The organism is Solibacillus isronensis (genome assembly GCF_023715405.1).
Lineage (GTDB): Bacteria > Bacillota > Bacilli > Bacillales_A > Planococcaceae > Solibacillus > Solibacillus isronensis_B.
Genome location: NZ_JAMBOC010000004.1, coordinates 57,627 through 82,096, shown reverse-complemented (window position 1 = coordinate 82,096; position 24,470 = coordinate 57,627). Strand labels below are relative to the sequence as shown.

Below are 24,470 nucleotides of genomic sequence, written 5' to 3'. Positions count from 1 at the left end.
TTGAAAAATATCACGATTTCCGATGTCGCAAAGCATGCGGGAGTTTCTAAAAGTACCGTTTCGCAATACTTGAATGGCCGCTATGAATATATGAGCGAGCATACCCGAAAAAAAGTGGAATATTCCATTCGCGAGCTTAATTACCGACCAAATATTATTGCTCGCAGTTTGTCGCAAAAATCCACTTTCACTGTAGGAATTATTGTCGCGAACATTCTACATTCATTTTCCACTCATATTATTCGAGCAATTGAACTGAATTTTAATAAACACGGCTTTCATACAATCGTATGCAATGCGGATGATGAACCTGAGAAAGAACGGCAGTACATTGAAATGCTCATGGCAAAACAGGTGGATGGGATAATTATTTTCCCGACTGGAGATAATCTGGATTTGTATGAGCAAATGAAAAAGAAACAGTATCCGATTGTTTTCATGGACCGTACGATAGAGGGGTTGGGAATTCCCTCTATTTTACTGGAAAACGAACAAGCGGCAGAAATGGCGGTAAAGGCATTGACCGACAACGGGCATAGCCGGATTGCCATGCTGACCGCACCGGTAACACGTAACATTACACCACGGCTGGAGCGAATTGAAGGTTATAAAAAAGCTTTAGTGAGTAGAGGCATACAAGTAAAAGATGAATATATACATAGTGTCGAAGTCGAAGAAATGAAAGTGTCTCTTCGTAATATGTTTAAACTGGATCAACGGCCGGAAGCGATCATCGCAGGCAGTGACCGTGTATTAGTCGAAATCTTAAACTTTGCAAAAGAGAATCAACTTGTCATTCCGAAAGATTTAGCGGTTATCGGTATTGACGATGTATCATTTGCAAACTTGTTTACACCCCAACTTACGACCATTTCACAGCCGACAAAACAAATGGCGAATAAAGCTGTGGAGTTGTTATTACAGCAAATCAAAGGGGATAAAAAGCTGTCTGACTACAAAACAATCCGCTTTGGTGGCCAACTTAATATGCGTCAAAGTCATTAATACAAAAGCTGTGTGTTAGATAAGCATGGATGTGCAGCTATTAACCTAGGGGAAAAACATGGATTTCATAGTAGACTATTTACCGATCATCTGGGTCGCACTTGGTGTCGGTTTATTATTATATTTAAACATCGTTGTAAAATTAAATAGTGTATTAGCCTTACTTATTGTTGCAATTCTTGTTGGGATTTTAAATGGTTTATCTTTAACGGATGTTGTGACATCTGTTAAAACAGGCTTTGGGAGCACACTTGGTAGTTTAGCGATTATTATCGGTATGGGTGCAGTTCTCGGGAAGTTAATGGTTGATTCAGGGGCTGCCCAACGAGTTGCCTCGACATTGCTCAAAAAATTCGGAGCAAAAAATGTAGAATGGGCGATTTTAATTGTCGGTGCAATTTTCGGTATTTCTGTATTCTATGAAGTGGCGTTTATTATTTTGGCACCATTAGTTATTTCAATTGCAATTGAAGCGAAAATGCCTTATTTGCGCTTAGGAATTACAATGGTTGCAGCTGCTACGATGGCGCATAGTATATTCCCGCCACAGCCAGGTCCGACTGCACTTGTAGAAGCATATGGTGCGGATATGGGTATGGTGTATCTGCTGGGGATTGTTGTAGCGGTACCGGCAATTATAGCAGCGGGGATTATTCTTCCGCGTGTTTTAAAGAATTTGGATTTGCCAATACCTCCATTATTGAAAAAATCCGAAGAAGTAAATCTGGATGAAGCACCAGGTTTTGGAATTAGTTTATTAATTCCGTTATTACCGGCGATTATTATTACAGGTGCTACGATTTACAATATGATTTTCGATAAAGAATCGGCTGTCGGCCAATTTATTAACTTTTTAGGTAGTGCTGAAATTAGTATGATTTTGGCAGTACTGATAGCGATTTATGTATTCGGTATCCGTCTTGGCCGTACGATGAAGGAAGTAATGAATTCGTTCTCGGGTGCGATAGAAGGTATTGCAATGATTATCTTTATCGTCGGATCTGGTGGTGCATTTAAACAGATCATTTTAGATACAGGCATCGGTGATCTTATTGCAGGCGTGATGCAAAACACGTCCATTAACCCATTAATTATGGCTTGGCTGATTACAGCGGTTATCCGTATTGCTACGGGTACAGGGGTTGTGTCGGCGATTACAGCAGCAGGTATTGTAGGACCGTTAATCCATACATTTGATGTCAATCCGGTACTGATGGTTTTGGCAACAGCGGCGGGCAGTAATACAATTACCCATGTTAACGATGCATCTTTCTGGCTGTTTAAAGAGTACTTCAACTTATCGATTAAAGATACATTTAAAACATGGGGTCTTCTACTATTCACGACATCGATTGTCGGTCTTAGCGTAGTATTAATTCTGGATATATTTATTTGATAATTTTGATTATGGCATGTCCGAAACTTTATTTCGGACATGCTTTTTATTGTTCCTGTATAAACAGGATCCGCTCAAAGCTGCAATCTCTGCAAACGAGTAAATGTGGACAAATCTCTTCTTTAGCGGTATTTGGATAGCCGTCAAAAAGCTTAACAGTATTTTCATCATTATAATGTCCGTATGGATCTGAATAATCGGCTATCTTTCCTCCATCCTGCAGCGGACTGTTACATGTCGGACATGTCATACTGACTTTTTCTAATGCATTGCATAACGGGCAAATCGCCATAAGTACACCTCTATTTTTATCTTTTATATGTAATATGTCTCTTTACCATCAATAAATAAACACAAATGACCAAGGAAGTTATTTTTAGAATGGCCTTACTAACATTGAGCTATAATTTATAGAATCTAGGCGAATAACATAAAAACTTAAAAAATATATATTGGTACTAGGCGCTCACAACCTTTCTTTTCTCTCCATATGCTAAGTAAAAAGGAAAAGAGGTAGAGTATGGGGATTGAAATAACAGCTCTCCACTGGATCTATGTTGTTTTCATCATGCTGATCATTATCTTTATGATTAGACGTCTGGATACAACATTGATTAGTATTGTGGGGATTTTCGTTATTGCTTTCGTCGCGACAGGGGATTTTGTTTCTTCAATTGGCGGGGTTTTTAATAGCTTTATTTATGCAATAACCGAACTTTTATCTACTATTTTAATTATTTCAATTATCGTTGCGATGAGCCGGGTACTAACTAAAACGGGAATTAATGAAGTAATGATTGCCCCTTTTACAAAGATTATTAAAAACCCGACATTAGGATTTTGGACAATCGGGATATTGATGATGATCATTTCCTGGTTTTTCTGGCCATCACCTGCAGTTGCGCTACTCGGGGCTGTTTTGTTGCCTGTAGCTATACGGGCGGGACTGCCGGCATTAGGTGTAGCGATGGCAATGAACTTATTCGGTCACGGGATTGCGTTATCCAGTGATTTTATTATTCAAGGTGCACCGAAGTTAACGGCTGATGCTGCAGGACTTCCTGTAGGAGATGTCATATCGGCAAGTATTCCTCTTGTCATAACAATGGGGGTTGTGACGACAGCTGTAGCATTTTACTTTTTGAAGCGGGATATGAAGCGCGGCACTATTCCTTTAGTGGGAACGTATGATAATAGTACAGAGCAAGAGCTGGAGCAAACGGAAAATCTATTATCGATGACTCAGAAAAAAATCTTCGCTCTTTTAATTCCGGTTGTCTTTGTACTGGATGTTGTTGCAATGGCTATTTTTGATCTTCAAGGGGGAGACGCAACAGCACTAGTAGGAGGCACTTCTGTTTTTATCCTGCTGATACTTTGTGTTATTGCTTATAAAAAGAAAGGGCTCGACCAAACAACGAGCTACTTTATTAAAGGGTTTCAGTTTGGGTTTAAAGTATTTGGACCGGTCATCCCGATTGCGGCATTTTTTTATTTAGGCGACGCGGGTTTCCTTACAATTCTCGGAAATCATTTGCCTGAAACATCACATGGTATAGTGAATGACCTTGGTATGGGACTGGCGGCGCTTGTACCATTAACAACGGAAATTGCTGTTGTGACATTAACAGGTGTTGGGGCAATTACAGGACTGGACGGTTCTGGATTTTCAGGGATTTCATTAGTCGGATCACTAGGGAATTTATTTGGTACTGCAATCGGAGAAGGTACGGCTACATTGACTGCTCTTGGTCAAATTGCTGCTATTTGGGTAGGTGGCGGTACACTTGTTCCATGGGCGCTAATTCCTGCAGCAGCCATTTGTAATGTTAGCCCGTTTGAGCTTGCGAGAAGAAATCTTGTACCGGTAATAATCGGTTTAATCGTGACGACGATTGTAGCGCTTTTCATTATTTAACATTGGAAAGGGACGTATAAAATTTTTTACTTGGCACCTCATTACAAGTATGAAAAGAAATGTACTATATTTTGAAATTAAAAATATAGTACATTTTTAATTAACATTAACCGTTAGTCGCCAATCTGCCAAGCGGACCGGATTCATCGATAATATCTGCCAAATCAAAAACAGAAATCGGAAACATAGGCAGACCTACAACATATGGAGTAATCTCATATAATTGAAAATAAATGACGAGTGTCTTATCTGCAATATAGAAATCCTGATCCGGACTTATACCCGGAAAATCACCTAATGTAGGGAGATCCCGCTCCTGTATTTGAATATCGACAAGAGCAGAAAGTCTTCTGACATAATTGGTGCCCGGTTTAAATAAATCCTTGAGTGTACATAGCTTCTTCTTTTCTATATCAAATGTCAGTGATTCAATTGTCGTCATTCCGTGTGCGGCTTTTTCATGGTACGTATAATTGGAAAGGCTCAAACTTAGTACTTGCCGCTGATTATTTTTTATTTCATATAGCCCCAGCATTTCTTCTACTGTTGTCGGCATATCACCAACTTGCTGTGCAATTTGTTTTTTTACTAACGCCTTAATCGCCTCATTCATCTCACTTTCCCATGAATGATCCCACTTGTAAGTAACATGAGGATAATATACCAATTGGTTCGGTCCATAATCTAATCGAACAGTACTAACAGGTATTGGACCAATTTGAAGAATAGTTTCACTTCCTTCATTGTTTTTTTCTTGAATAAAAATATGCAACTAACCCTGCATACTGTTATTTATATGTAGGGTATATAACTTTATGAAAGTGTTGGCTTGAAAAGATAACTGGCAAAGTATTTTCATAAAATGGATAAGGAATAAGAACTCATAATTAAAGAATTCAAATGTTTAAAGAAAAACTTTTATGGGAGCAGTGAACATTGGAAAAGCAAAATAGTAAGTACAGATGGGTAGTTTTTGTTTCGGTATTGCTTACGTATTTATTGATGGCTAGTCAGCGGACTGCACCTGGCTTAATTACCGATCAGCTGATGCACGACTTTAATATTACAGCTACGACAATCGGGTTAATAACAGGAGTTCAATTTTTTGTATATACAAGTTTGCAAATACCAATGGGGATTTTGGCGGATCGCTTTGGTCCAAACTTCTTTCTTATATTTGGTGCGGTCCTTGCCGGCGTGGGAACAGTTCTTTACAGTGTCGGGACACATGAGTCGGTATTATTTATATCGCGAATTTTTACCGGAATAGGGGATGCAACGATTTGGGTTAATATGATGCTCATATTAGGCCAATGGTTTTATAAAAAGGAATTTGTCCGTTTAGTAGGTTTTGCCGGGATGACAGGCAGTTTAGGTTTCTTGTTGGCAACTGTACCATTTTCGTCTTGGATTGGACTCCTTGGATGGAGATGGGCATTTTTCTCATTAGGTCTTCTTGTAAGTTTATGCGGCATAATGCTGTACATGGTTCTAATAAAACAAGCAAAAAGAGCTTTTCCGCAAACATTGCCTGTAGAAACAGAGCCAGTCCAACGTGAAAAAACAGCTGGCATAGTAAAAAGAGTCTTTTCCAGCCGGCAAGCATGGGCTTTATTTTTATGCCATTTTGGAGTAGTGGGAGGCTATGTTGGATTTATCAGTTCATGGGCTGTGCCGTACGGAATGGATCTTTACGAAATGAGCCGGTCACAAGCGAGCCAGTTAATTATGGTTAGTTTAGTTGGTGCAATTATTGGTGCACCATTTATGAGCTGGGTTGCGAGTATGTATGAATCGATTAAAAAACCCTATATAGCGGTGCAATCGATTGTTTTTGCAAGCTGGTTTATGTTTCTTTTATTTCAGGGGTACCCATCATTAATTGGGGTCATAGTTCTTTTCTTCCTTATCGGTTTTGGTTATGGGGCAAGCGCATTGACATTTGCTGCTGTAAGGCAGTCTTTCCCGATGACAGAGTCCGGCATTGTATCAGGATTTGCCAATACAGGAGGCTTTCTAAGTGCTGTGTTACTGCCGATTTTTTTAGGTGCAATATTGGACTATGTTCAGGCAAGTTCAATAAATTTACAATACGGTTATTTCTACGGCTTCATTATTCCGGTACTTTTTTCTTTAGTCGGATTGGTTGGAATTATGTTATACAAAGAAGTGCATGTTACGGAAACATTGTAGATTTGATTAACTAATAGTTACATAAACAATTGTTCACCGCACATCCTAATAGTTGAGGAGGTGGATGAATGAACGAAAAAAATTTCACAGAAGCAGGAACAGATGTTAATGAAGTAAAGCGTTTAAATGCAGCTTCCGGCCTTTCGTATAATGAAACGCTTGCTATCCTTGCCAAGGAACAGGAAGTGAAGACGACTGATGAAATGCCGCTTCGACCTTTAACGGAAAATCTGGAAGTAGACAGCCGTACTTACAAGGTTAATGAAGTGCCTGGTAGTGGGCAGTTAGGTGGCAACGGTCCGCATTAAATCGTTAATAAAAAGGAAGCTGTCTAAATAAGTGGTGTACACTTTCTAGACAGCTTCTTCCAATTTACTTAGTGACGCTTTTCTGCATCTTTTTTACAAATAAATGTTTTGCAGCAAGTGTCACTGGAAGACTTGGCTTCTTTTTGTTTAGGGGCTTGCAAATCAAAATCAGAAGCAAATTCCGACCGCTCTTTTTTGTTGGTTATGCTTTCCATATCAATTTCAATTTTTTCGGCCCCACAGAAATTCCCCTTTGCATGGAAAAAACAATCTGATACAGTACATTTCACCTCTAAAGCTGGCATAGTTTTCCTCCTCTTTGATTTAGCAATTGTGAAGTAAAAGGCGCTTGTTTGCTTCCTTTTGCTTCATCATTAATTTGTCCACTCTGAATATTTTTATGTCCAAATAAAATGGATCAATTAGCTTTATTTGACAACTAGCTTATCCAAAAAAAACGTATATCATTCGAGGATTCAAATATTTTCGTAAAATGCTTAGAAAAATAAAAACACAGAAAATATTGCATTAAGCAGCTTAAAATTGTTAAAATTTAGAATATTAAGATATTTATAAACTGAGGGGGATTTTAAATGACAGTTTTACAGGCATTAGTTGACCAAGCTCTGGAGACACCGAATGCAACGGCTATTCAATTTGAAAATGAAGTATGGTCATATGAAGAACTTCTGAAGAACTCGCGGAAAATTGCCGGTTATCTGATTGAAAAGGGTTTTCAAAAAGATGATATTGTAGCAGAATTTGCGCTCAACTCCCATTTATTTATGGCTGTTTATTATGGTGTCCAGCTTGCAGGCTTAACCGTAATGCCTGTGAATACAAAGCTGGCTCCTCCTGAAGTGGATTTTATATTTAAGCATTCAGAGGCAAAAATTTTAATATATGATGAAAAACTGCAAGCGACGATTGATCTTACGACACATGATTTTCAGGAAATCCTTTCACTTTCACAAATCAAAGAAATTATAAATGGAAGTAGCGCTTCTCCAGCATTACCGCAGTTAGACCTTGAGGATACGTCCGTTGTTATGTATACATCCGGAACGACAGGAAAACCAAAAGGGGTTATGCTCAGTCATCGGAATATTTTGGAGACTGCGCAAATCTGGTCTGACTCATTGAATATGACGACTGAGGACCGTATGTTTATTTGTACACCATTATTCCACTGTGCAGGCAGCCATGTATTTGCGGTGCCGACAATTTATAAAGGAGGAGCCGTTCTTATAGAAGAAGCATTTTCACCAGATCAAACATTGAAAAATCTAGTGGAAACAAAGGCAACCATTTTCTTTGGTGTACCGGCAATGTATACGATTTTATTAAACAAACCAGAGCTGCAGTCCTATGAATTTAGTCAACTGCGCCTGTTCTGTTACGGCGCTGCACCGATGCCATATGAGCTTGTTAAGCGTCTGAAGGATACATTCCCGAAAGTAAAAGTACAGAATTTGTACGGGCAAACGGAAAATTCACCTGCAGCGAGTTCATTGCTGGATGATGCAGCACTGTTTAAAATCGGTTCAGTAGGCAAACCGTTAGCGCGGACTGAAATTCAGCTGCGTGATGCAAATGGTGAAATTGTGCCATTAGGGGAAGTCGGTGAAATTTGCGTTAAAGGTCCCCAAGTAATGAAGGGATATTTGCGCGCACCGGAAGAAACAGCAAAGTCGATTCAGGATGGATGGCTGTATACTGGAGATTTAGGCCGTTTTGACGAGGAAGGCTATTTATATATTGTAGATCGTAAAAAGGATATGATTATTCGCGGCGGAGAAAATATTTATCCGATTGAAGTGGAAGAGGTACTTTACCAAATGCCTCAGATTTTAGAGGCTGCGGTCGTAGGGGTCCCTCATGAAGTTTATGGTGAAGTTCCAAAGGCATTTGTTGTATTAAAAGAAGGCCAACAACTAATGGAACAAGATGTATTGGACTATTGCATGACACAGCTTGCAAAATATAAAGTTCCGTTTGAAGTCGACTTTATCGATCAACTGCCACGAAATGCATCTGGTAAAGTACTGAAGCATACGTTAAGACCAAAACAAACGATATAAAATGATAGCCTCGATTTTGTCGAGGCTATTTTTCATGAGAAATAAAAGGGCCATTTTCCAATCCTTTGCAATGAAGGAGTGAGAAAATGGTAGAGAAATTGGACACTATAATGAAAAAAGCCGAGTACTCAAATTGGATACTCGGCTCTTTATTTATAACCAGCTAGCAAGTTGCTGTTTTGTGGCAAATACGAAATGCCCTGGACGTGCTTCTAAAGTCTCCGCATTATCAGGTGTTTCTTCATGCTTGTAAGGAATACGGACACGTTTACGCTCATACTCAGGGTTGGGTTGAGGTACAGCAGAAAGTAAAGACTTTGTATAAGGATGAATCGGATTGTTGTATATCTCATCCGCATCACCTAACTCTAAAATTTTTCCGCGATACATAACAGCAATACGATCCGAGATATACTTCACCATCGATAAATCGTGGGCAATGAATAAGTATGTTAACCCACGTTCTTTTTGTAGCTGTTTTAATAAGTTAACGACTTGAGCTTGAATAGATACGTCTAGAGCAGAAATTGGCTCATCCGCAATGATGAAGCTTGGATCTAAGCTTAACGCGCGGGCAATCCCAATACGTTGACGTTGACCGCCTGAAAATTCATGTGCATAACGGTTTGCATGCTCACGGTTTAAACCGACAGATTCTAACAGCTCTCCAATTTTTTCTTGACGGTCTTTTTTATTTTTGTGAAGGCCGTGAATATCGTAGCCTTCCGCAATAATTTCACCAGCTGTCATTCGCGGGTTTAACGATGCGTAGGGATCTTGAAAAATCATTTGCATGTCACGGTTGAACTGCATCGATTCTTTTCTTGAAGAATAAGAATTCACATTTTTTTGGTTAAATAAAATTTCACCTTCAGTAATATCATATAGGCGAATAATCGAACGTCCCGTTGTTGATTTACCACAGCCAGATTCACCCACTAGTCCAAGGGTTTCGCCTTCATAAACGTCGAAGCTAATGCCGTCAACCGCTTTAATTGGCTCTTTGCCAGTACCGAAATATTGTTTTAACCCTTTTACTTCTAAAATCTTTTTACGCATTAGCTGTGCCTCCTTTTGCCGATTCAATACGGCGAGCAACCGCCTCAGGAAGTGGAATTTTTGGAGCATTCGGATGAAGTAACCAAGTTTTTGCAAAATGAGTGTCAGAAACTTGGAACATCGGTGGCTCTTCCTCATAGTCGATTGCTAAAGCCAGCTCATTGCGAGGGGCAAATGCACAGCCTGTAGGCGGATTAATCAAGTTTGGCGGTGAACCAGGTATTGCACGTAATAACTCGTCTGTAGAGTTGTTTAAGTCGGGCATTGAACCTAGCAGACCCCAAGTATAAGGATGCTTAGGGTTGTAGAAAATGTCCTCTACTGTACCATACTCAACAATTTGTCCGGCATACATAACGGCAACACGGTCAGCCACGTTTGCCACGACCCCTAAATCATGGGTAATAAAAATAATCGATGTATTTGAACTTTTTTGAATGTCCTTCATCAACTCTAAAATTTGTGCCTGAATCGTTACGTCGAGTGCTGTAGTTGGTTCATCAGCGATTAAAAGCTTAGGATCCGCAGCAAGGGCAATCGCGATGACAACGCGCTGACGCATACCACCGGAAAGCTCGTGTGGATAAGAAGCAAAACGTTTTTCCGGAAAAGGGATACCCACTTGATTTAATAATTCAATGGAACGAGTTTTCGCTGCTCCTTTACTGGAAACTTTTTTATGCTTCAATAATACTTCCATAATTTGCTTGCCGATTCGCATCGTTGGGTTAAGTGCTGTCATCGGATCTTGGAAAATCATTGCCACTTCATTGCCCCGGATTGACAACATTTCTTTTTCTGAAAGAGGAATCAGATCACGACCATTAAATTTAATTTCGCCCTTTGCATAAATACCGGGTGGCTCAGGAATCAGCTTCATCAAAGCATTACTCGTAACACTTTTACCTGAGCCCGATTCACCTACGATAGCTAATGTTTCGCCTTCGTACAGTTCAAAGTTTACGCCTCGTACAGCTTGTACAATACCGGCGTACGTTTTGAAATGAATATGTAAATCATTAACTTCTAAAATTTTCTTTTTCATATCGTACACCCTTTTCTATTTACGTAATTTTGGATCTAAAGCATCGCGAAGACCATCTCCAACAGCGTTAAATGCGAAAATCGTTAACGAAATGAAGAGGGCAGGGAACATTAATCGCCAAGGTGCAGATTGGATTGCCTTATTTCCTTCTGAAGCCATCGTCCCCCAACTTGCAAGCGGTTGTTGTACCCCTAAACCAATATAGCTTAAAAATGATTCTGTAAAGATAGCAGCTGGGATGGTTAATGTCATTGTTACTAGAATTGCCCCCATTGCATTTGGAATTAGATGACGTTTAATTAAATGCCATGTACCAGCACCTAATGTCCGAGATGCTAAAACAAATTCACGACTCTTGATTGAAAGCACTTCAGCACGAACGATACGAGCCATGTTTACCCATCCGGTAAAGGAGAGGGCGATAATCATAGGAATTAATCCTTTTTCCATAACGACTAGTAGAATAATAACAACTAATAAATAAGGAATCGCTGTTAAAACATCGGCAATACGCATCATAATGTTATCTACGCGGCCACCAAGTAATCCTGAAATACTGCCCCAGAGAACACCAATAATTAAATCGATCACAGCTGCGGCAAGACCGATGAATAACGAAATTCGTGCGCCAATCCATACGCGAACGAATAAGTCGCGTGCAAGGTCGTCAGTACCGAACCAGTGGGCAGCTGAAGGGGCTGTATTGTAAAGACCCGTATTTTCTTCATAAGTCCAAGAGGAAAACATCGGTGCAAAGATGCCCATAATCGTAATAAACGCTAAAATAATCAAGCCTATAATTGCGAGCTTATTATGTGAAAAACGGTACATAACCTCTTGCCAAAAGGAAATTTGCTTTTTGTTTAAGGAATCCGCATCATTTGGACGGGCGCCTACAATTTTAAAACGCTCCGGAGCGATTTGGTCATTATATTTATTTTCTATAGTCATTATTTTTTCGCTCCTTTCAATTTGATGCGAGGGTCAATAAAGTGATACAAAATGTCTACAATTAATACCGCTATTAATAAAAGAATCGAATAGAAAACAGTTACTCCCATAATTGTCGTGTAGTCACGGTTTGTAATGGATTGAACAAAGTGACGACCAATACCTGGAATAGCGAAAATTTGTTCAATAATGAAACTACCTGTCAATACGCCGGCAGTTAAAGGTCCTAAATAAGTGATTACCGGCAACAACGCATTACGAAGAGAGTGTTTAAATACAATTGTCCATTTTCCAATTCCTTTTGCACGGGCAAGCTTTACATATTCACTATTATTTTGTTCCAGCATACTCGATCGAGTAAGTTTTGCAATAAACCCTACATGTGACAGGGCAATAGCGATTGCAGGTAAAACCGTATAGCTAAAGCCTTTCCATCCCGTTACAGGGAACCAACCAGCTTTTAGTGACAAATACAGCTGTAATAACGCTGCAAGAATGAAGGATGGGACAGAAATACCTATAACAGCGATGACAGTCGACACATAGTCAGGAAATTTATTGTGATAGAGCGCTGAAATAACACCTAATAAAATTCCAAAACCTATTGCTAACAGCATTGCTTCTAAACCTAATACTAATGAAACAGGAAATCCTTCTGAAATCATATCGTTTACTGAACGTCCTTTATATTTCATGGATTCTCCAAAATCAAATGTAAGTGAAGAGATTAAATAATCTTTATATTGGATATACCATGGATTATCGAGGCCGTATTTTTCATTTAGTTGCTGTTCGATTGCTGGTAATAGCTCACGTTCACTGGCAAATGGGCTTCCTGGTGCGAGCTTCATTAAAAAGAACGTTGCCGAAATGATAAAGAATAATGCTATCAAAATGTAAATTATTCGCTTAAAAATATAGTTAAGCATTAGACAACCCCCTCCTTGTTGTAAAGTAATGAATATTCAGAAATATTAGGAAAGGCTGCCCTAAATCACATGGATTCTGAGCAGCCTTTCATTTAAAAATACACAGTAAGTTGTGTTGATACGTAAAAATTATTTGTTGATATCAACATTTTTAAGTGAAATATTACCTAATGCATCTGGCTCCATGCCTGTTACATAATCTTTTACAACGTAAGGGTTAGTATAGTAGTAGATTGGCGCAACTGGAACTTCTTCAGCCATGATTGCTTCTGCTTGTAACATAATCTGAGTACGTTTTTCTGGATCTGTCTCAGTAACTGATTGTTTTAATAGGGCAGTGTATTCAGCATTTTCCCAACCAGTATCGTTGTTTCCGTTTTTCGCAGAGTTATACATTTCCAGGAATGTGTAAGCATCGTTGAAGTCAGCAATCCAGCCTAAACGACCTACTTGATAATCTAAGTTAGAAAGTTTGTCTAAATATACTTGCCATTCTGAGTTATCAAGTTTTGCATTAATACCTAATTCTTTTGTCCATCCTTGTTGAATGAATTGTGCAATCGCAGCATGAGCTTCAGAAGTGTTGTGTGAAACAGTAACTTCTAATTCAGATGGATCTGATAAACCAAGTTCTTCTAAACCTTTTGCTAAATATTCTCTCGCACCTTCGAAATCAGCATCTTTGAAATAGCCTTCATCATCGCCAAAACCATCTACCGAGTTTGGAACATAACCCAATGCAGGTTGTTGCTCCGCCTTCGTAATATTAGTGATTAAGCTTGCACGGTCAATTGCTAAAGTTAAAGCTTTACGAATATTTAAGTTACCCGTTACTTTATCTGTCGTGTTGAATTTATACCAGTAAACGCCTGAGTATTCAGCAACTTTAAGCGTACCTTCTGATTTTAAGCGATCGATTGCATCTAGAGAGATAGAACCATAGCTTGTTCCTAAGAAGTCAACTTCACCTGCATCAAACATGTTCATTTGAGAAGCTTCAGATTCAACGATTGCTACATTTACTGTATCAATTTTTACGTTTTCAGCATCCCAGTAATTTTCTGATTTAGTGAATACCAAGTTACCGTTGTGAACCCACTCCGTTAGAGTGTATGCACCATTTGATACGATTGAATCTGCTTCAGTGTACCAGTTAGCATTTGCTTCTTGAGTAGCTTGGTGAATTGGTGAAAATGTTTTGAAAGCAGTTAATTCCAAGAAATATGGTGTTGGAACTTCTAATGTCACTTCTAACGTTTTGTCATCCACAACTTTAATACCTAAATCATCGGCAGAGCCAGTACCTGAGTGGTAAGCTTCAGCGCCTTTGATTGGATATAAAATTGACGCGTATTCAGAAGCGTTTTCTGGAGTTAATGCCCATTTCCAAGCAAAAGCAAAGTCGTTTGCTGTTACAGGGTCTCCGTTAGACCATTTTGAATCACGTAAATTAAATGTATAAGTTAATAAGTCATCGGAAATCTCATAGCTTTCAGCGGCAGCCTCAACCGGAACGCCGTTTTCCATTGTCATTAAACCTTCGAAAATGTTGTTGATAGCAGTACTTGATGTAGTATCAGACGCTAAACCCGGGTGTAAAGACGGTGGTTCAGACATAAATACTAGGTTAAGCTCTTTTGGTTCTGATGAAGTGCTTGTAGACCCTTCATTATTTGTTTCAGTACCTGTAGAACCTTCCGATGTTTCATTGTCCTTACTGTCGTCCCCACCACATGCCGCAAGTACTACAGATAGTACAAGTGCCATGAAAAGTGTTAGAAACTTGTTCAATTTCATCTTAAAACCCCCCATTTTGTGTAAAAACATGATATTTTTTGCAAATTAATGCAATATAACTATATCAAATCTTCAGAAAATTATAAACCTATTTTTTTATAAATCACGTAAATTTTCTGTTTAGAGCATAAAATTACTATTTAGTGTTATTGATTTTGCGCGGGGTTTCTGGATTTGAAATATTGTGAATACTAGTTTTTGCTGAGTGGAAATGGATGAAAAAATACGCTAAAAGATATGGAACGTTTAAGAGATCACGCTAACATTCCAAGTCCAACCTCTGATATAATATTTGCTAGCGAAAGAAGTATGGAGGTTATTATGGATAATAATGATATTCTCATCCGAACGCGTTATGCATTGGATTTGAAAAATAAAGAAATGATTGAAATTTTTAAGTTAGGTGGCGTTACAGTTTCCCCGGAGGATATGCCGAAAATTTTAACGAAGTCTTTGGAAAAAGATGAGGAAGCACCTGCTGATTATGACCAAATGAAAGTGAATCATAAAAATTTGGAAGCATTTTTCAATGGGTTGATTACGTATAAGCGTGGACCGATGCCTAAAAAAGAAGGGCAGCCAGCGCCTGTGCAGGAAAAGCCGGATCATGTTAACAACATGATGCTGAAAAAGCTGAAAGTGGCATGCCAGCTGACGACAGAAGAGATGCTGGATGTGCTTGATGACGGGGGTATTGCAGTATCAAAAGGCGAACTTGGCGCCATTATGCGTAAACCGGGTCACCGTAATTACAAAGAATGCGGCGACAACTTTGCCCGTAAATTCCTTAAAGGCCTATCCGTTCGCTACCGCGGATAAAAATACGAACTGCCTAGAATATCATTCATATTCTAGGCGGTTTTTTATTTGCATTGTGTGTTAAGCCAAACAGACAGCTTCCTTTTTACATAAGAAATTTGTTACAATGAGAAGTATTGTTTAGGATCAAAAAAAGGAATGGTGAACGAGCGTTGAAAACTTTTAAGAAAGTGTATATCGAAATTACAAGTGTATGTAATTTAGCATGCAGCTTTTGTCCACCTACAGAGCGAGCAAAAGGATTAATAAAGGTAGAGCAATTTGCTCATATTTTAGATGAAATTAGCGGCTACACAAAATATATATACCTACATGTAAAAGGGGAGCCTTTATTGCATCCGCGCATCGGGCAGTTACTCGATATTGCACATGAAAAAGGCTTTAAAGTAAATATTACGACAAACGGGACATTAATTAAAAAGAACCGTGAAAAGCTGCTGGGCAAGCCTGCACTCAGACAAATAAACTTTTCGCTTCATAGTTTTGATGGACATGAAGGATCTGAAAACCGTGAAAAGTACTTAGGTGATATTTTGGAATTTGTACGGGATGTAAGAAAACATAATGTCATTATTTCTTACCGTCTATGGAATTTACAGCGCAAAAATGTTTCCGAGCTGGCAAACCGCAGAAACCGCGAAACACTTGAAATTCTGGAAAAAGAGTATGAGTTGGACTATGAAATTCAAGAGCGGGTAGAAATGGGCTCAGGAGTAAAAATCGCAAAAAATATTTATTTAAACCAAGATCATGAATTCCGCTGGCCGAGCCTGCTTGAAAAAGCGGATGAAGGCAAAGGGTTCTGTCATGCATTGCGTACACATGCAGCCATTTTAGTAGATGGCTCTGTTGTACCTTGCTGTTTGGATGGCGAGGGTGTCATTAATTTAGGGAATGTCCACGATCAGAAGTTCGGCGACATTATTACTACTGACCGTGCACAAAACTTAGTAGACGGATTTTCCCGTCGTGAAGCTATTGAAGAACTTTGCAAGAAATGCGGTTTCCGCCAAAAATTTGGTATGGATTCCGAGCTGCCGGATGTTTTATAGTCCGCTATATTGAAAGATTAAAAAAGGCTGTCCTGAATTTACTCCAGGGCAGCCTTTTCCTATTGAGCCTGCATAAATGTAACCGTCATTTCCTCGCTGTCATACAGACACCATTCTTTATTATCAACGACAGGACCGACATTAATCTGGTATTGATTTTTTCCGACAGCCAGCGGGATATCGTAAGGGACAGAATGTCGTAGCCCATCTTTATAGATCGCAGCTTCATGACTATGTCCAAAAAACAGCAATGGCGTTTCAATGTTCGGGAAGGTAGGATTGAATGTTTTATCCCACTCTATTTGGTGCCCATGAATTAAAGTGGCGTGTTCAATTACAAGCGCATTTTCATATTGAAGAAAGCGCTCATCCCCTGTTACTAGGGCAATACGTTCTTCCTGATTCCCGATAATTGAAGGGAATGTTAAGAGGCTCATAAACCTTTCATCAACTATAGCTGCATCTTTTAACTTTGCATGCCGAACCATTTTTGCCTTTTTCTTGCCGATTTTACACTCAAACAAATCTCCTAAGCCAATAATCTCTGCATTGGGCGCTACTTGCTGTATATGATTTAACACCTTTTTCGTATTTTTATAGTGCGAATGTAAGTCACTCAAAAATGCATACTTCATAAAGATTCACCACCGTATAATTGAATTTCTACAATATTATAGCAATAGTCAATTTATCAATAAAATAATACATTAAAATCCATTTATTTTCAGAAAATTTAAATAAATTCTTGACGACTAGCAATATAGGTTTTATTATGAAGTTAAATTTCATATATATTAAATTAATAATGAAGTTTTACAACATTTTGTTCGAGAGTAGGTAATAAACTTGGAAAATAGTATTGAAAGAATACGTTCGGGGATGGAATTGCTTAAACCTGCTGAAAGAAATGTGGCTTTATATATATTAAGCCATTTAGATGATGTCATTCGCATGCCGATTGCTGTGTTGGCTGAAAAAGCTAAAACAAGCGAAGCAACAATTGTGAGGATGTGCAGGGCATTAAACTTTTCCGGTTTCAAAGATTTAAAACTAAGTATTGCTTCAGCACCTACTCTGAAAATTCCACACAACCACAACTTTGAATTAGAAAAAGATTCAACGATACTCCAAATGATACAGACAATTGAAATGCATAATATCGACGCAATCCAACGAACGCTAATGATTAATGGTGAAAGAGAACTTGAAAAGATTATCCATAAAATTAATAATGCGAAAAAGATCATCTTTATTGGCATCGGAGCTTCAGCAATCGTTGCACAGGATTTCGAACACAAATTGAAGCGGATCAATAAAAGCTGTGAAACGATTTTCGATAGTCATGGGCAGCTTATTGCCGCAACACATGCAACGAGCGAGGATGTTGTATTCGCAATCTCGTACTCAGGTGAAACGAAGGAAATTATTAATGCGCTTACAGTTGCAAAAGAGAATCAGACAACGATTATTACAATGACGCAAAACAAGCGAAATACAATACAAAGCTTTGCAGACTATGCATTATACGTTGTTTCTAATGAAGCGGATATTCGTAGCTCGGCAACCGCATCACGCATCGCCCAACTGACATTAATTGATATTTTATATACAGGAATTGCCACATTAAACTATGATAATTCGATAATTGCGTTAAATCGCACACTCGAGGTAATTAAGGGTTTCTCTCGTTAATATTGGTGCTGACTATATTCATATAGTTAACATAATGAAAATGAAGGGGTGTAATGTATGTTTGTTATGAAAAAGAGAAAGCAGACTTGGTTTTTAGTAGCATTAATGAGTTTAATGTTATTGCTCGTTGCGTGTTCGAATGACGAGGAATCAAACAGCGACACTGAAGGAAACAGCAATACTGAACAATCAACGACTTCATCGGATAATACTTCTACAGAAAGTACAGGGGATGGTTTGTCAGGCAAACTGGAAATTCAATATTTTGTCGGAGGATATGGTGATGGATGGTGGAAGCAAGTTATTGGGGACTTCCAAAAACAGCATCCGGATTTAGAAATTGTTGAACATGCAGGTCCGAATATTAATACAGAGATGAACACACGCTGGATTTCAGAAACACCACCTGATGTCGTATATATCGATGGGGCAGGAGCTAGTGAAACACAAATGATCGCTGAAGGTCAGTTAATGGATATTAGTGAATTTGCAAAAGGGGTTAAACTTGAAAACGGTAAAGCACTATTAGACAGCTTTATCTCGCCGGCAGAAGAAGTAGATGGCGGGAAAATCTATAGTTTACCATTAGTATTCGATACTTGGGGAACTTGGTATGACACGAAGTGGTTTGAAGAAAACGGATGGGAAGTACCAACTGACTTTGACAGCTGGATCAGTTCTATGGAAAAAATTAAGGCTGACACAAAAATTGCACCATTTGTAACGACAGGGCAGCATACACAATACTTCCACCGTGGCGTATTGAACCCGGCATTTGCTGCAGCAGGCGGCGAAGAGTTATTAAATGACTTAAACAACGGTGTAGTAGAGGCTTGGAAAAAACCTGAAACGCTTGAAGTATTGAAGAAGGTTGAAAAAATTGCTAAAGCAGGCGTAATTGATAGCGGTTTTGCGGCTTACAACCATACGCAATCACAAATGAACTTCTTAATGCATAAAAATGCTTATATTCCAGTAGGTTTCTGGTTACCAAATGAAATGAAAAATGATACGCCGGACAGTTTTGAATTTGGCTTCACACCAACACCGATGAATGATCCTGGTAAGCCATTAGCACTTGTACCGGATATCCGTACAATTGCCATTGCTGAAAAATCGCAAAATCCGGAAGCTGCAAAGGCATTTTTAGAATTCATCTTTACGGAAGAATATGCGCAGGCATTTGCTGAAGCAACAGGTGCGATTATGAACATGAAAGATGTTGATCTGTCTTCGAATACGAATGTTCAGGATTTCTTGAAAAATATTAATGAAATGATCAATAATCCAGGTGCTGTTCATACGTACAAACGTTACACACCAGATGCTGAAGTGCAAAAAATTTCGGTTGAAATTACAAATGAAATTAAATTACTAATTATTGATATCTTACTTGGTGAAATTACTGCTGAGGAATTCGTCGATAAGATGGTGAAAAAAGCAGAGGAACTAAGAAAATAAGGTAAGGAAAATGAGGTTGCTAAAAGCTTTTTAGCAACCTTATTTAATCAATAGAGAAAGGAGTAACGACAATGACCTTTTCTTCCAAAAGCAAATATTTGTTTTTAGCATTTTGTTTACTGCCGACTTTTCTGCTCTTTTTAATTTTTACTGTTTATCCTATGTTAGGCGGGTTGTATTACTCATTTTTTGACTGGTCCGGAACAAGCGCAAACAAAACATTTATCGGCTTAGATAATTATATTCGTCTATGGAACGACTCCATTATTAAAAAGGCAATCATAAATGACTTTTTCTTCGTTTTTGTAAAAGTCATTGGGATCATGACGCTCGCTCTATTTTTTGCAGTGGCATTAACACAGCTTAAGATTAAAGAAGCGCCATTTTATCGAATTGTATTCTTCTTTCCTAATATTATGTCCGTAGTAGTCATCGGGATTTTATGGCAGTTTATTTATGATCCGAACATGGGAATTGTCAACAGCTTATTAAATCAGGTCGGATTGACAGATTGGGCCCGCCCTTGGTTAGGTGATAAAACCTGGGTACTGCCTAGTATAGCGATTCCCGCAATATGGGCAGGGATTGGGTTATTTATGCTCCTTATTATGGGTGGTATTTCGAATGTGCCAAAAAGTTTATATGAAGCTGCAGATATTGATGGTGCATCCGAATGGCAGCAATTTTGGCATATTACGGTTCCGCTTGTTTGGCCACAAATAAAAACATCCATTCTTTATATCATTATTACGTCTCTTAACGGTTCGTTTGTACTTGTGCAAGTAATGACAGGTGGTGGCCCGGGAAGTGCTTCAGAAGTAATGGGCTCGTATTTATACCAGCGCGCGTTTGAAGACTTCCAATTTGGCTATGGTGCAGCGATTGGTGTTCTAATCCTGGTCGTATCGCTCATTACTGTTCTCATTTCGCAATTTATATTGAAAAAAGAAAAAGTCGAATATTAGCGGGGGGAATTTAGATGAAAGTAGTTTCACAAATTTTAGTACGTATCCCGTTAATCCTATGGGCGTTTATCGTTATTTTCCCATTAATATGGATGTTTATGGGTGCGTTTAAATCGAATGCAGAAATCTTCACGTCACCTTGGTCATTCCCGACTGATTTTAGTTTTACAAATTTTGAACGTGCATGGAATGACTACAATATCGGGCGAGCATTTTTAAACAGTTTTTTTGTAACAGTACTTGGCTCGTTTTTAACACTCCTATTATCGATTCCGACAGCTTATGCATTGGAGCGTGTTCGTTCGAAATTTGGTGAAGTGCTAGTGAATGTTTATTTAGCATCAATGATGATTCCATCCGTTTTAGGTTGGATCCCTCTATTTTTCTTATTAATGAAGTTTAATTTACTGGATAACTTGTGGGCGTTATCGCTTGTTTATGCCATTTCACATGTACCATTTACGATCTTCATTCTCGTTGGGTTTATAGGAAATATTCCTAAAGAGCTGGAAGAAGCAGCGGTCGTTGATGGTATGAGTCCATATGGAATTTTGTTTAAAATTGTGACACCACTCATCAAGTCTGGGATTATGACAGTTACAATCTTAAATGCCATTTCATATTGGAATGAATTTTTTATGGCGTTAATTTTACTGCAAACCGAAAGTAAAAATACGTTAGGTGTTGCGATGAATTTACTGAAAATAGACGCGCAATACGACAGTGCATGGGGTGTATTATTTGCGGGACTATGTATTGCTGTTATTCCGGTAATCATTTTCTATTCGATTTTCCAACGCCATATCGTAAAAGGTATGACTGAAGGTGCAATCAAATAGGAGGGGAATTATGTCTTTATCACGAGTTGAAGAGTTTATTGAAACAGCGGTCCATAATAAAGAACTGCCTGGTGCGGTATTGGCTGTGGCAAATGCAGAAGATGCCCTTTACTGTAAAGCATTTGGGATGGCACATACAAAGCAGCAAATTCCAATGACGGAACAGACGCTGTTTGATTGTGCTTCATTAACGAAAGTAACAGCAACGGCAAGCTCGATTTTATTATTGCTTGAGCAGGGGTTGATTGATTTAGATGATTCCATTAGCTACTACTTTCCGGAACTTAAGTTGATGCATGAAGAAGTTAAGATTCGTCATTTATTAACACATACTAGCGGCTTTCAGGCTGAAATTAAGTTTTATATAGAAGGGATAGCTTACACAGATGTCATTGAACGGATAGCACAGGAAACAGGACGGAAAAATGTAGAGCAGCAGGTGATCTATAGTGATGTAAACTATATTTTATTAGGAAAACTAATAGAAAAGGTTACCGGAATTTCATTAGCAGACTATGCCGATAAAAATGTATTTCAGCCGCTTCATATGCACAATACCGTATTTAATCCGTCTGTCCAGTTACTGAGGAATATTGCTGCTACTGAATATCGTACCTATTTAAAGAAACATCAGTGGGGTGAAGTACATGATGAAAATGCACTGCATTTTGGCGGAGTAAGCGGGCACGCAGGGTTGTTTTCGACTGCAGAAGACTTGGCAAAGTTTGCTCAATCGTTTATGAAGGGTACCGATTCTATTTTTCACGAGCATACTAAACAATTAGCAAAGCAAAGTTTTACTAAGCAACATGAGGAACAGCGTGGCTTAGGGTGGCAATTGTATTCTTCGCCTTCATTTTCCGGCCAATATTTGCGAGACGGTTTTGGGCATACCGGTTTTACGGGCACTTCAATTTGGATATCGGATGAGAAGCAATTAGCGATTATTTTGTTAACAAATCGCGTTCATTTTGGACGGGGTTGTGAAATTCAACGGTTTCGACGAATTGTGCACAACTTAGTTGCACTTGAAAATGAATAGATAAGGTGAGCATATGTCAGGAAAACTATGGATTGGTATAGATGGTGGCGGCACAAAAACAACCGCTGTAATTGGTGATGAAAGTGGACATTTACTTGCAGTTGCCAAAGGAAGTTCCGGCAATTTAACAGCGATTTCAACAGAGCAGTTGTACACACTTATAAATGAGTTAATCAACCGGTTGTTAATAAAGACAGGGGTCGCATTTAAAGATGTGGAAACGGTATTTGCTGCGATGGCAGGGGCAGATCGACAAGCTGAACAACAGAAAATATATGATACGTTTAAGCAATCACCCGTTCTGGAAAAACTTAAAATCCAGAGTGATATCCATGCCGCATTGGCAGCGGGTACTTGGGGCAGGGAAGGCACTTTACTTATTGCTGGAACCGGAGCGATTATATTCGGTTATGAGCAGCAAAAAACATTTCGTGTTGGTGGCTGGGGCTATTTATTGGGTGACGAAGGAAGCGGGTATCATTTAGGGAAGCTTGCCATTCGTTCCGTTTTAAAAGCGCATGATGACCAAGTACCTTTGAAACCTTTTCAGGAAAAGATATTGACCCATTTTAATGTACTGTCACCTGACCAACTCATTACAAAAGTTTACGGAAGCACAAATCCTGTAACAGCTATTTCATCTGTAAGCAGGATTGTTCTGGATGCTTTTACAGAAGATTTATTAGCAAAATCCATGGTCAGTGCCGTTCAAGAAGCTTTACTGGAACTTATTGAAAGTGCCTATTCACGAATTGATCGGACGAAGCCGGTTGTATTACACGGCGGATTATTTTTGAACAATATATTTTTTGAAGAGTTTATCGTCCGTTTTTCATCGCGATTTCCAGATTTGATTGCTTTGAAGCCAACAATTCCGGGGACAGTTGGAGCTTACTTATTAGCGTTACATGAAAGTAATAAGGAAGTAAGTGATGTAGTTAAACAAACGATTCAACAAACATGGCGTCTATTGGAAGGTGAGATAACATGAATTACGATCAATTAACGACTGAAAAACGTAATAATGAAACAATGAATTTGGATGTAATGCCTATCTCGGACATACTTCAAATCATGAATAAAGAAGATATGCAGGTTGTGAATAGTGTTGAACAAGTTTTACCTACCATTGAGAAAGTAATTAAAAGAGTGGTTGAAAACATGAATAACGGTGGCCGCCTTTTTTATATCGGTGCGGGAACTAGTGGTCGTTTAGGAATGCTTGATGCATCTGAATGTCCCCCTACTTTTATGACCGATCCGGAACTAGTACAAACGATCATGGCAGGCGGAAAGGATGCATTTTTCCAAGCAGTTGAAAATGCTGAAGATCGTTTGGAAGATGGAATAAACAAGTTAAAGGAAAAAAACATAACGCAGTTCGATTCCATTATCGGTATTACGGCAAGTGGAACGACCCCATTTGTAATGGGTGCTTTAGAGTATGCGCAATCTGTCGGTGCCTACACGGTAAGTTTGACGAGCAATATTAATTCTGAAGTAAGCCGCTATGCGGAAGAAGCGATTGAAGTTGTTGTAGGGCCCGAAATATTAACAGGGTCAACACGATTAAAAGCAGCCACATCACATAAAATGATTTTAAATATGATCAGTACAGCGTCTATGGTGCAATTAGGCAAAACGTACGAAAACTTAATGGTCGATGTACATGCAAGCAATAAAAAATTAATAGAGCGGGCTAAAAGAATTGTCATCGATGCGACGGACTGCAAATATGAGGAAGCAGAAGAAGTACTTGAAAAAACAAAATTTGCTGTTAAGCCGGCAATTGTTATGCTAAAAACAAATGAAAATTATGAACGAGTAAAACTTGCGTTAGAACAAGTAAATGGCCATACAAGAAAAGCTATTTTACTTTTAAACAATAGTTAATACCGAGAGTTGTCATGAACTAATT

The 24,470-nt window shown here is 38.7% G+C and carries 24 protein-coding genes; 15 read left to right on the top strand and 9 right to left on the bottom strand.

Translation table 11 applies throughout. The features are described 5' to 3' along the window. Both M3166_RS15335 and M3166_RS15330 read left to right on the top strand, forming a co-directional pair. A complete protein-coding gene (locus tag M3166_RS15335) occupies positions 1 to 1,005 on the top strand; it encodes a LacI family DNA-binding transcriptional regulator (protein ID WP_251690728.1) in 1,005 nt (334 codons plus the stop codon). A gap of 58 nt (positions 1,006 to 1,063) precedes the next feature. After that, positions 1,064 to 2,401 carry a gluconate:H+ symporter gene (locus M3166_RS15330; RefSeq protein ID WP_251690727.1) on the top strand — a complete coding sequence of 446 codons (1,338 nt, stop codon included), beginning with the start codon at positions 1,064 to 1,066 and terminating at the stop codon, positions 2,399 to 2,401. A gap of 46 nt (positions 2,402 to 2,447) precedes the next feature. On the opposite strand, the gene M3166_RS15325 is transcribed toward M3166_RS15330, so the two are convergent. Further along, positions 2,448 to 2,693: a hypothetical protein gene (locus M3166_RS15325; RefSeq protein ID WP_251690726.1), complete on the bottom strand. Its 246-nt coding sequence runs from the start codon at positions 2,691 to 2,693 to the stop codon at positions 2,448 to 2,450. A gap of 228 nt (positions 2,694 to 2,921) precedes the next feature. On the opposite strand from M3166_RS15325, the gene M3166_RS15320 reads away from it, so the two are divergent. Continuing rightward, entirely contained in the window at positions 2,922 to 4,319 is a 1,398-nt protein-coding gene (locus M3166_RS15320; RefSeq protein WP_251690725.1) for a hypothetical protein, read from the top strand. A gap of 106 nt (positions 4,320 to 4,425) precedes the next feature. Here M3166_RS15320 and M3166_RS15315 read toward each other — a convergent pair whose 3' ends face one another. Then, positions 4,426 to 4,986, bottom strand: a complete 561-nt coding sequence (locus M3166_RS15315; protein WP_251690831.1) for a DUF3298 and DUF4163 domain-containing protein — start codon at positions 4,984 to 4,986, stop codon at positions 4,426 to 4,428. A gap of 269 nt (positions 4,987 to 5,255) precedes the next feature. Here M3166_RS15315 and M3166_RS15310 point away from each other — a divergent pair, with 269 nt between their 5' ends. Together M3166_RS15310 and M3166_RS15305 are read left to right on the top strand one after the other, a co-directional pair. Further along, on the top strand, positions 5,256 to 6,512 hold the full coding sequence (locus M3166_RS15310) for an MFS transporter (RefSeq protein WP_251690724.1): 1,257 nt from the start codon (positions 5,256 to 5,258) through the stop codon (positions 6,510 to 6,512). A gap of 68 nt (positions 6,513 to 6,580) precedes the next feature. Next, on the top strand, positions 6,581 to 6,820 hold the full coding sequence (locus tag M3166_RS15305; RefSeq protein ID WP_251690834.1) for a hypothetical protein: 240 nt from the start codon (positions 6,581 to 6,583) through the stop codon (positions 6,818 to 6,820). Between the two features lie 68 nt (positions 6,821 to 6,888). On the opposite strand, the gene M3166_RS15300 is transcribed toward M3166_RS15305, so the two are convergent. Further along, a complete protein-coding gene (locus M3166_RS15300) occupies positions 6,889 to 7,125 on the bottom strand; it encodes a DUF1540 domain-containing protein (RefSeq protein ID WP_079523677.1) in 237 nt (78 codons plus the stop codon). 288 nt (positions 7,126 to 7,413) lie between these two features. On the opposite strand from M3166_RS15300, the gene M3166_RS15295 reads away from it, so the two are divergent. Beyond that, entirely contained in the window at positions 7,414 to 8,901 is a 1,488-nt protein-coding gene (locus M3166_RS15295; protein ID WP_251690723.1) for a class I adenylate-forming enzyme family protein, read from the top strand. A gap of 153 nt (positions 8,902 to 9,054) precedes the next feature. Here the strand turns inward: M3166_RS15295 and M3166_RS15290 are convergent, their stop codons facing one another. The 5 genes from M3166_RS15290 to M3166_RS15270 all read right to left on the bottom strand — a co-directional run bounded on the left by M3166_RS15290 (position 9,055) and on the right by M3166_RS15270 (position 14,682). Beyond that, a complete protein-coding gene (locus M3166_RS15290; protein ID WP_251690722.1) occupies positions 9,055 to 9,960 on the bottom strand; it encodes an ABC transporter ATP-binding protein in 906 nt (301 codons plus the stop codon). Beyond that, the gene (locus tag M3166_RS15285) at positions 9,953 to 11,005 is read right to left on the bottom strand and encodes an ABC transporter ATP-binding protein (protein WP_251690721.1); all 1,053 of its coding nucleotides are present in this window, start codon (positions 11,003 to 11,005) and stop codon (positions 9,953 to 9,955) included. Before M3166_RS15285 ends, M3166_RS15290 begins: the two co-directional genes overlap by 8 nt. Before the next feature lie 15 nt (positions 11,006 to 11,020). After that, complete coding sequence (locus M3166_RS15280) at positions 11,021 to 11,956, bottom strand: ABC transporter permease (protein ID WP_251690720.1); 936 nt, start codon at positions 11,954 to 11,956, stop codon at positions 11,021 to 11,023. Continuing rightward, complete coding sequence (locus tag M3166_RS15275; RefSeq protein WP_251690719.1) at positions 11,956 to 12,885, bottom strand: ABC transporter permease; 930 nt, start codon at positions 12,883 to 12,885, stop codon at positions 11,956 to 11,958. The genes M3166_RS15280 and M3166_RS15275 overlap by 1 nt, the downstream gene beginning before the upstream one ends. A gap of 129 nt (positions 12,886 to 13,014) precedes the next feature. After that, positions 13,015 to 14,682 carry a peptide ABC transporter substrate-binding protein gene (locus tag M3166_RS15270; RefSeq protein ID WP_251690718.1) on the bottom strand — a complete coding sequence of 556 codons (1,668 nt, stop codon included), beginning with the start codon at positions 14,680 to 14,682 and terminating at the stop codon, positions 13,015 to 13,017. A gap of 321 nt (positions 14,683 to 15,003) precedes the next feature. Here M3166_RS15270 and M3166_RS15265 point away from each other — a divergent pair, with 321 nt between their 5' ends. Continuing rightward, entirely contained in the window at positions 15,004 to 15,501 is a 498-nt protein-coding gene (locus M3166_RS15265; RefSeq protein WP_008405641.1) for a DUF1456 family protein, read from the top strand. Positions 15,502 to 15,653: 152 nt separating this feature from the next. Further along, positions 15,654 to 16,553, top strand: a complete 900-nt coding sequence (locus M3166_RS15260; RefSeq protein WP_251690717.1) for a radical SAM/SPASM domain-containing protein — start codon at positions 15,654 to 15,656, stop codon at positions 16,551 to 16,553. A 59-nt stretch (positions 16,554 to 16,612) separates the two neighbouring features. On the opposite strand, the gene M3166_RS15255 is transcribed toward M3166_RS15260, so the two are convergent. After that, complete coding sequence (locus M3166_RS15255) at positions 16,613 to 17,188, bottom strand: metallophosphoesterase family protein (RefSeq protein WP_251690716.1); 576 nt, start codon at positions 17,186 to 17,188, stop codon at positions 16,613 to 16,615. Positions 17,189 to 17,399: 211 nt separating this feature from the next. On the opposite strand from M3166_RS15255, the gene M3166_RS15250 reads away from it, so the two are divergent. The 7 genes from M3166_RS15250 to murQ all read left to right on the top strand — a co-directional run bounded on the left by M3166_RS15250 (position 17,400) and on the right by murQ (position 24,445). Beyond that, positions 17,400 to 18,245 carry a MurR/RpiR family transcriptional regulator gene (locus M3166_RS15250; protein WP_251690715.1) on the top strand — a complete coding sequence of 282 codons (846 nt, stop codon included), beginning with the start codon at positions 17,400 to 17,402 and terminating at the stop codon, positions 18,243 to 18,245. Positions 18,246 to 18,302: 57 nt separating this feature from the next. After that, positions 18,303 to 19,706 (top strand): extracellular solute-binding protein, encoded by a 1,404-nt coding sequence (locus tag M3166_RS15245; RefSeq protein ID WP_251690714.1) that lies wholly within the window; start codon positions 18,303 to 18,305, stop codon positions 19,704 to 19,706. 71 nt (positions 19,707 to 19,777) lie between these two features. After that, entirely contained in the window at positions 19,778 to 20,671 is an 894-nt protein-coding gene (locus tag M3166_RS15240) for a carbohydrate ABC transporter permease (protein WP_251690713.1), read from the top strand. A 14-nt stretch (positions 20,672 to 20,685) separates the two neighbouring features. Continuing rightward, positions 20,686 to 21,510 (top strand): carbohydrate ABC transporter permease, encoded by an 825-nt coding sequence (locus tag M3166_RS15235; RefSeq protein ID WP_251690712.1) that lies wholly within the window; start codon positions 20,686 to 20,688, stop codon positions 21,508 to 21,510. Between the two features lie 10 nt (positions 21,511 to 21,520). Beyond that, on the top strand, positions 21,521 to 22,552 hold the full coding sequence (locus M3166_RS15230; protein WP_251690711.1) for a serine hydrolase domain-containing protein: 1,032 nt from the start codon (positions 21,521 to 21,523) through the stop codon (positions 22,550 to 22,552). A 13-nt stretch (positions 22,553 to 22,565) separates the two neighbouring features. Further along, the gene (locus M3166_RS15225; RefSeq protein ID WP_251690710.1) at positions 22,566 to 23,543 is read left to right on the top strand and encodes an N-acetylglucosamine kinase; all 978 of its coding nucleotides are present in this window, start codon (positions 22,566 to 22,568) and stop codon (positions 23,541 to 23,543) included. Then, on the top strand, positions 23,540 to 24,445 hold the full coding sequence (gene murQ, locus M3166_RS15220; protein ID WP_251690709.1) for an N-acetylmuramic acid 6-phosphate etherase: 906 nt from the start codon (positions 23,540 to 23,542) through the stop codon (positions 24,443 to 24,445). Before M3166_RS15225 ends, murQ begins: the two co-directional genes overlap by 4 nt. Positions 24,446 to 24,470 lie beyond the last annotated feature (25 nt).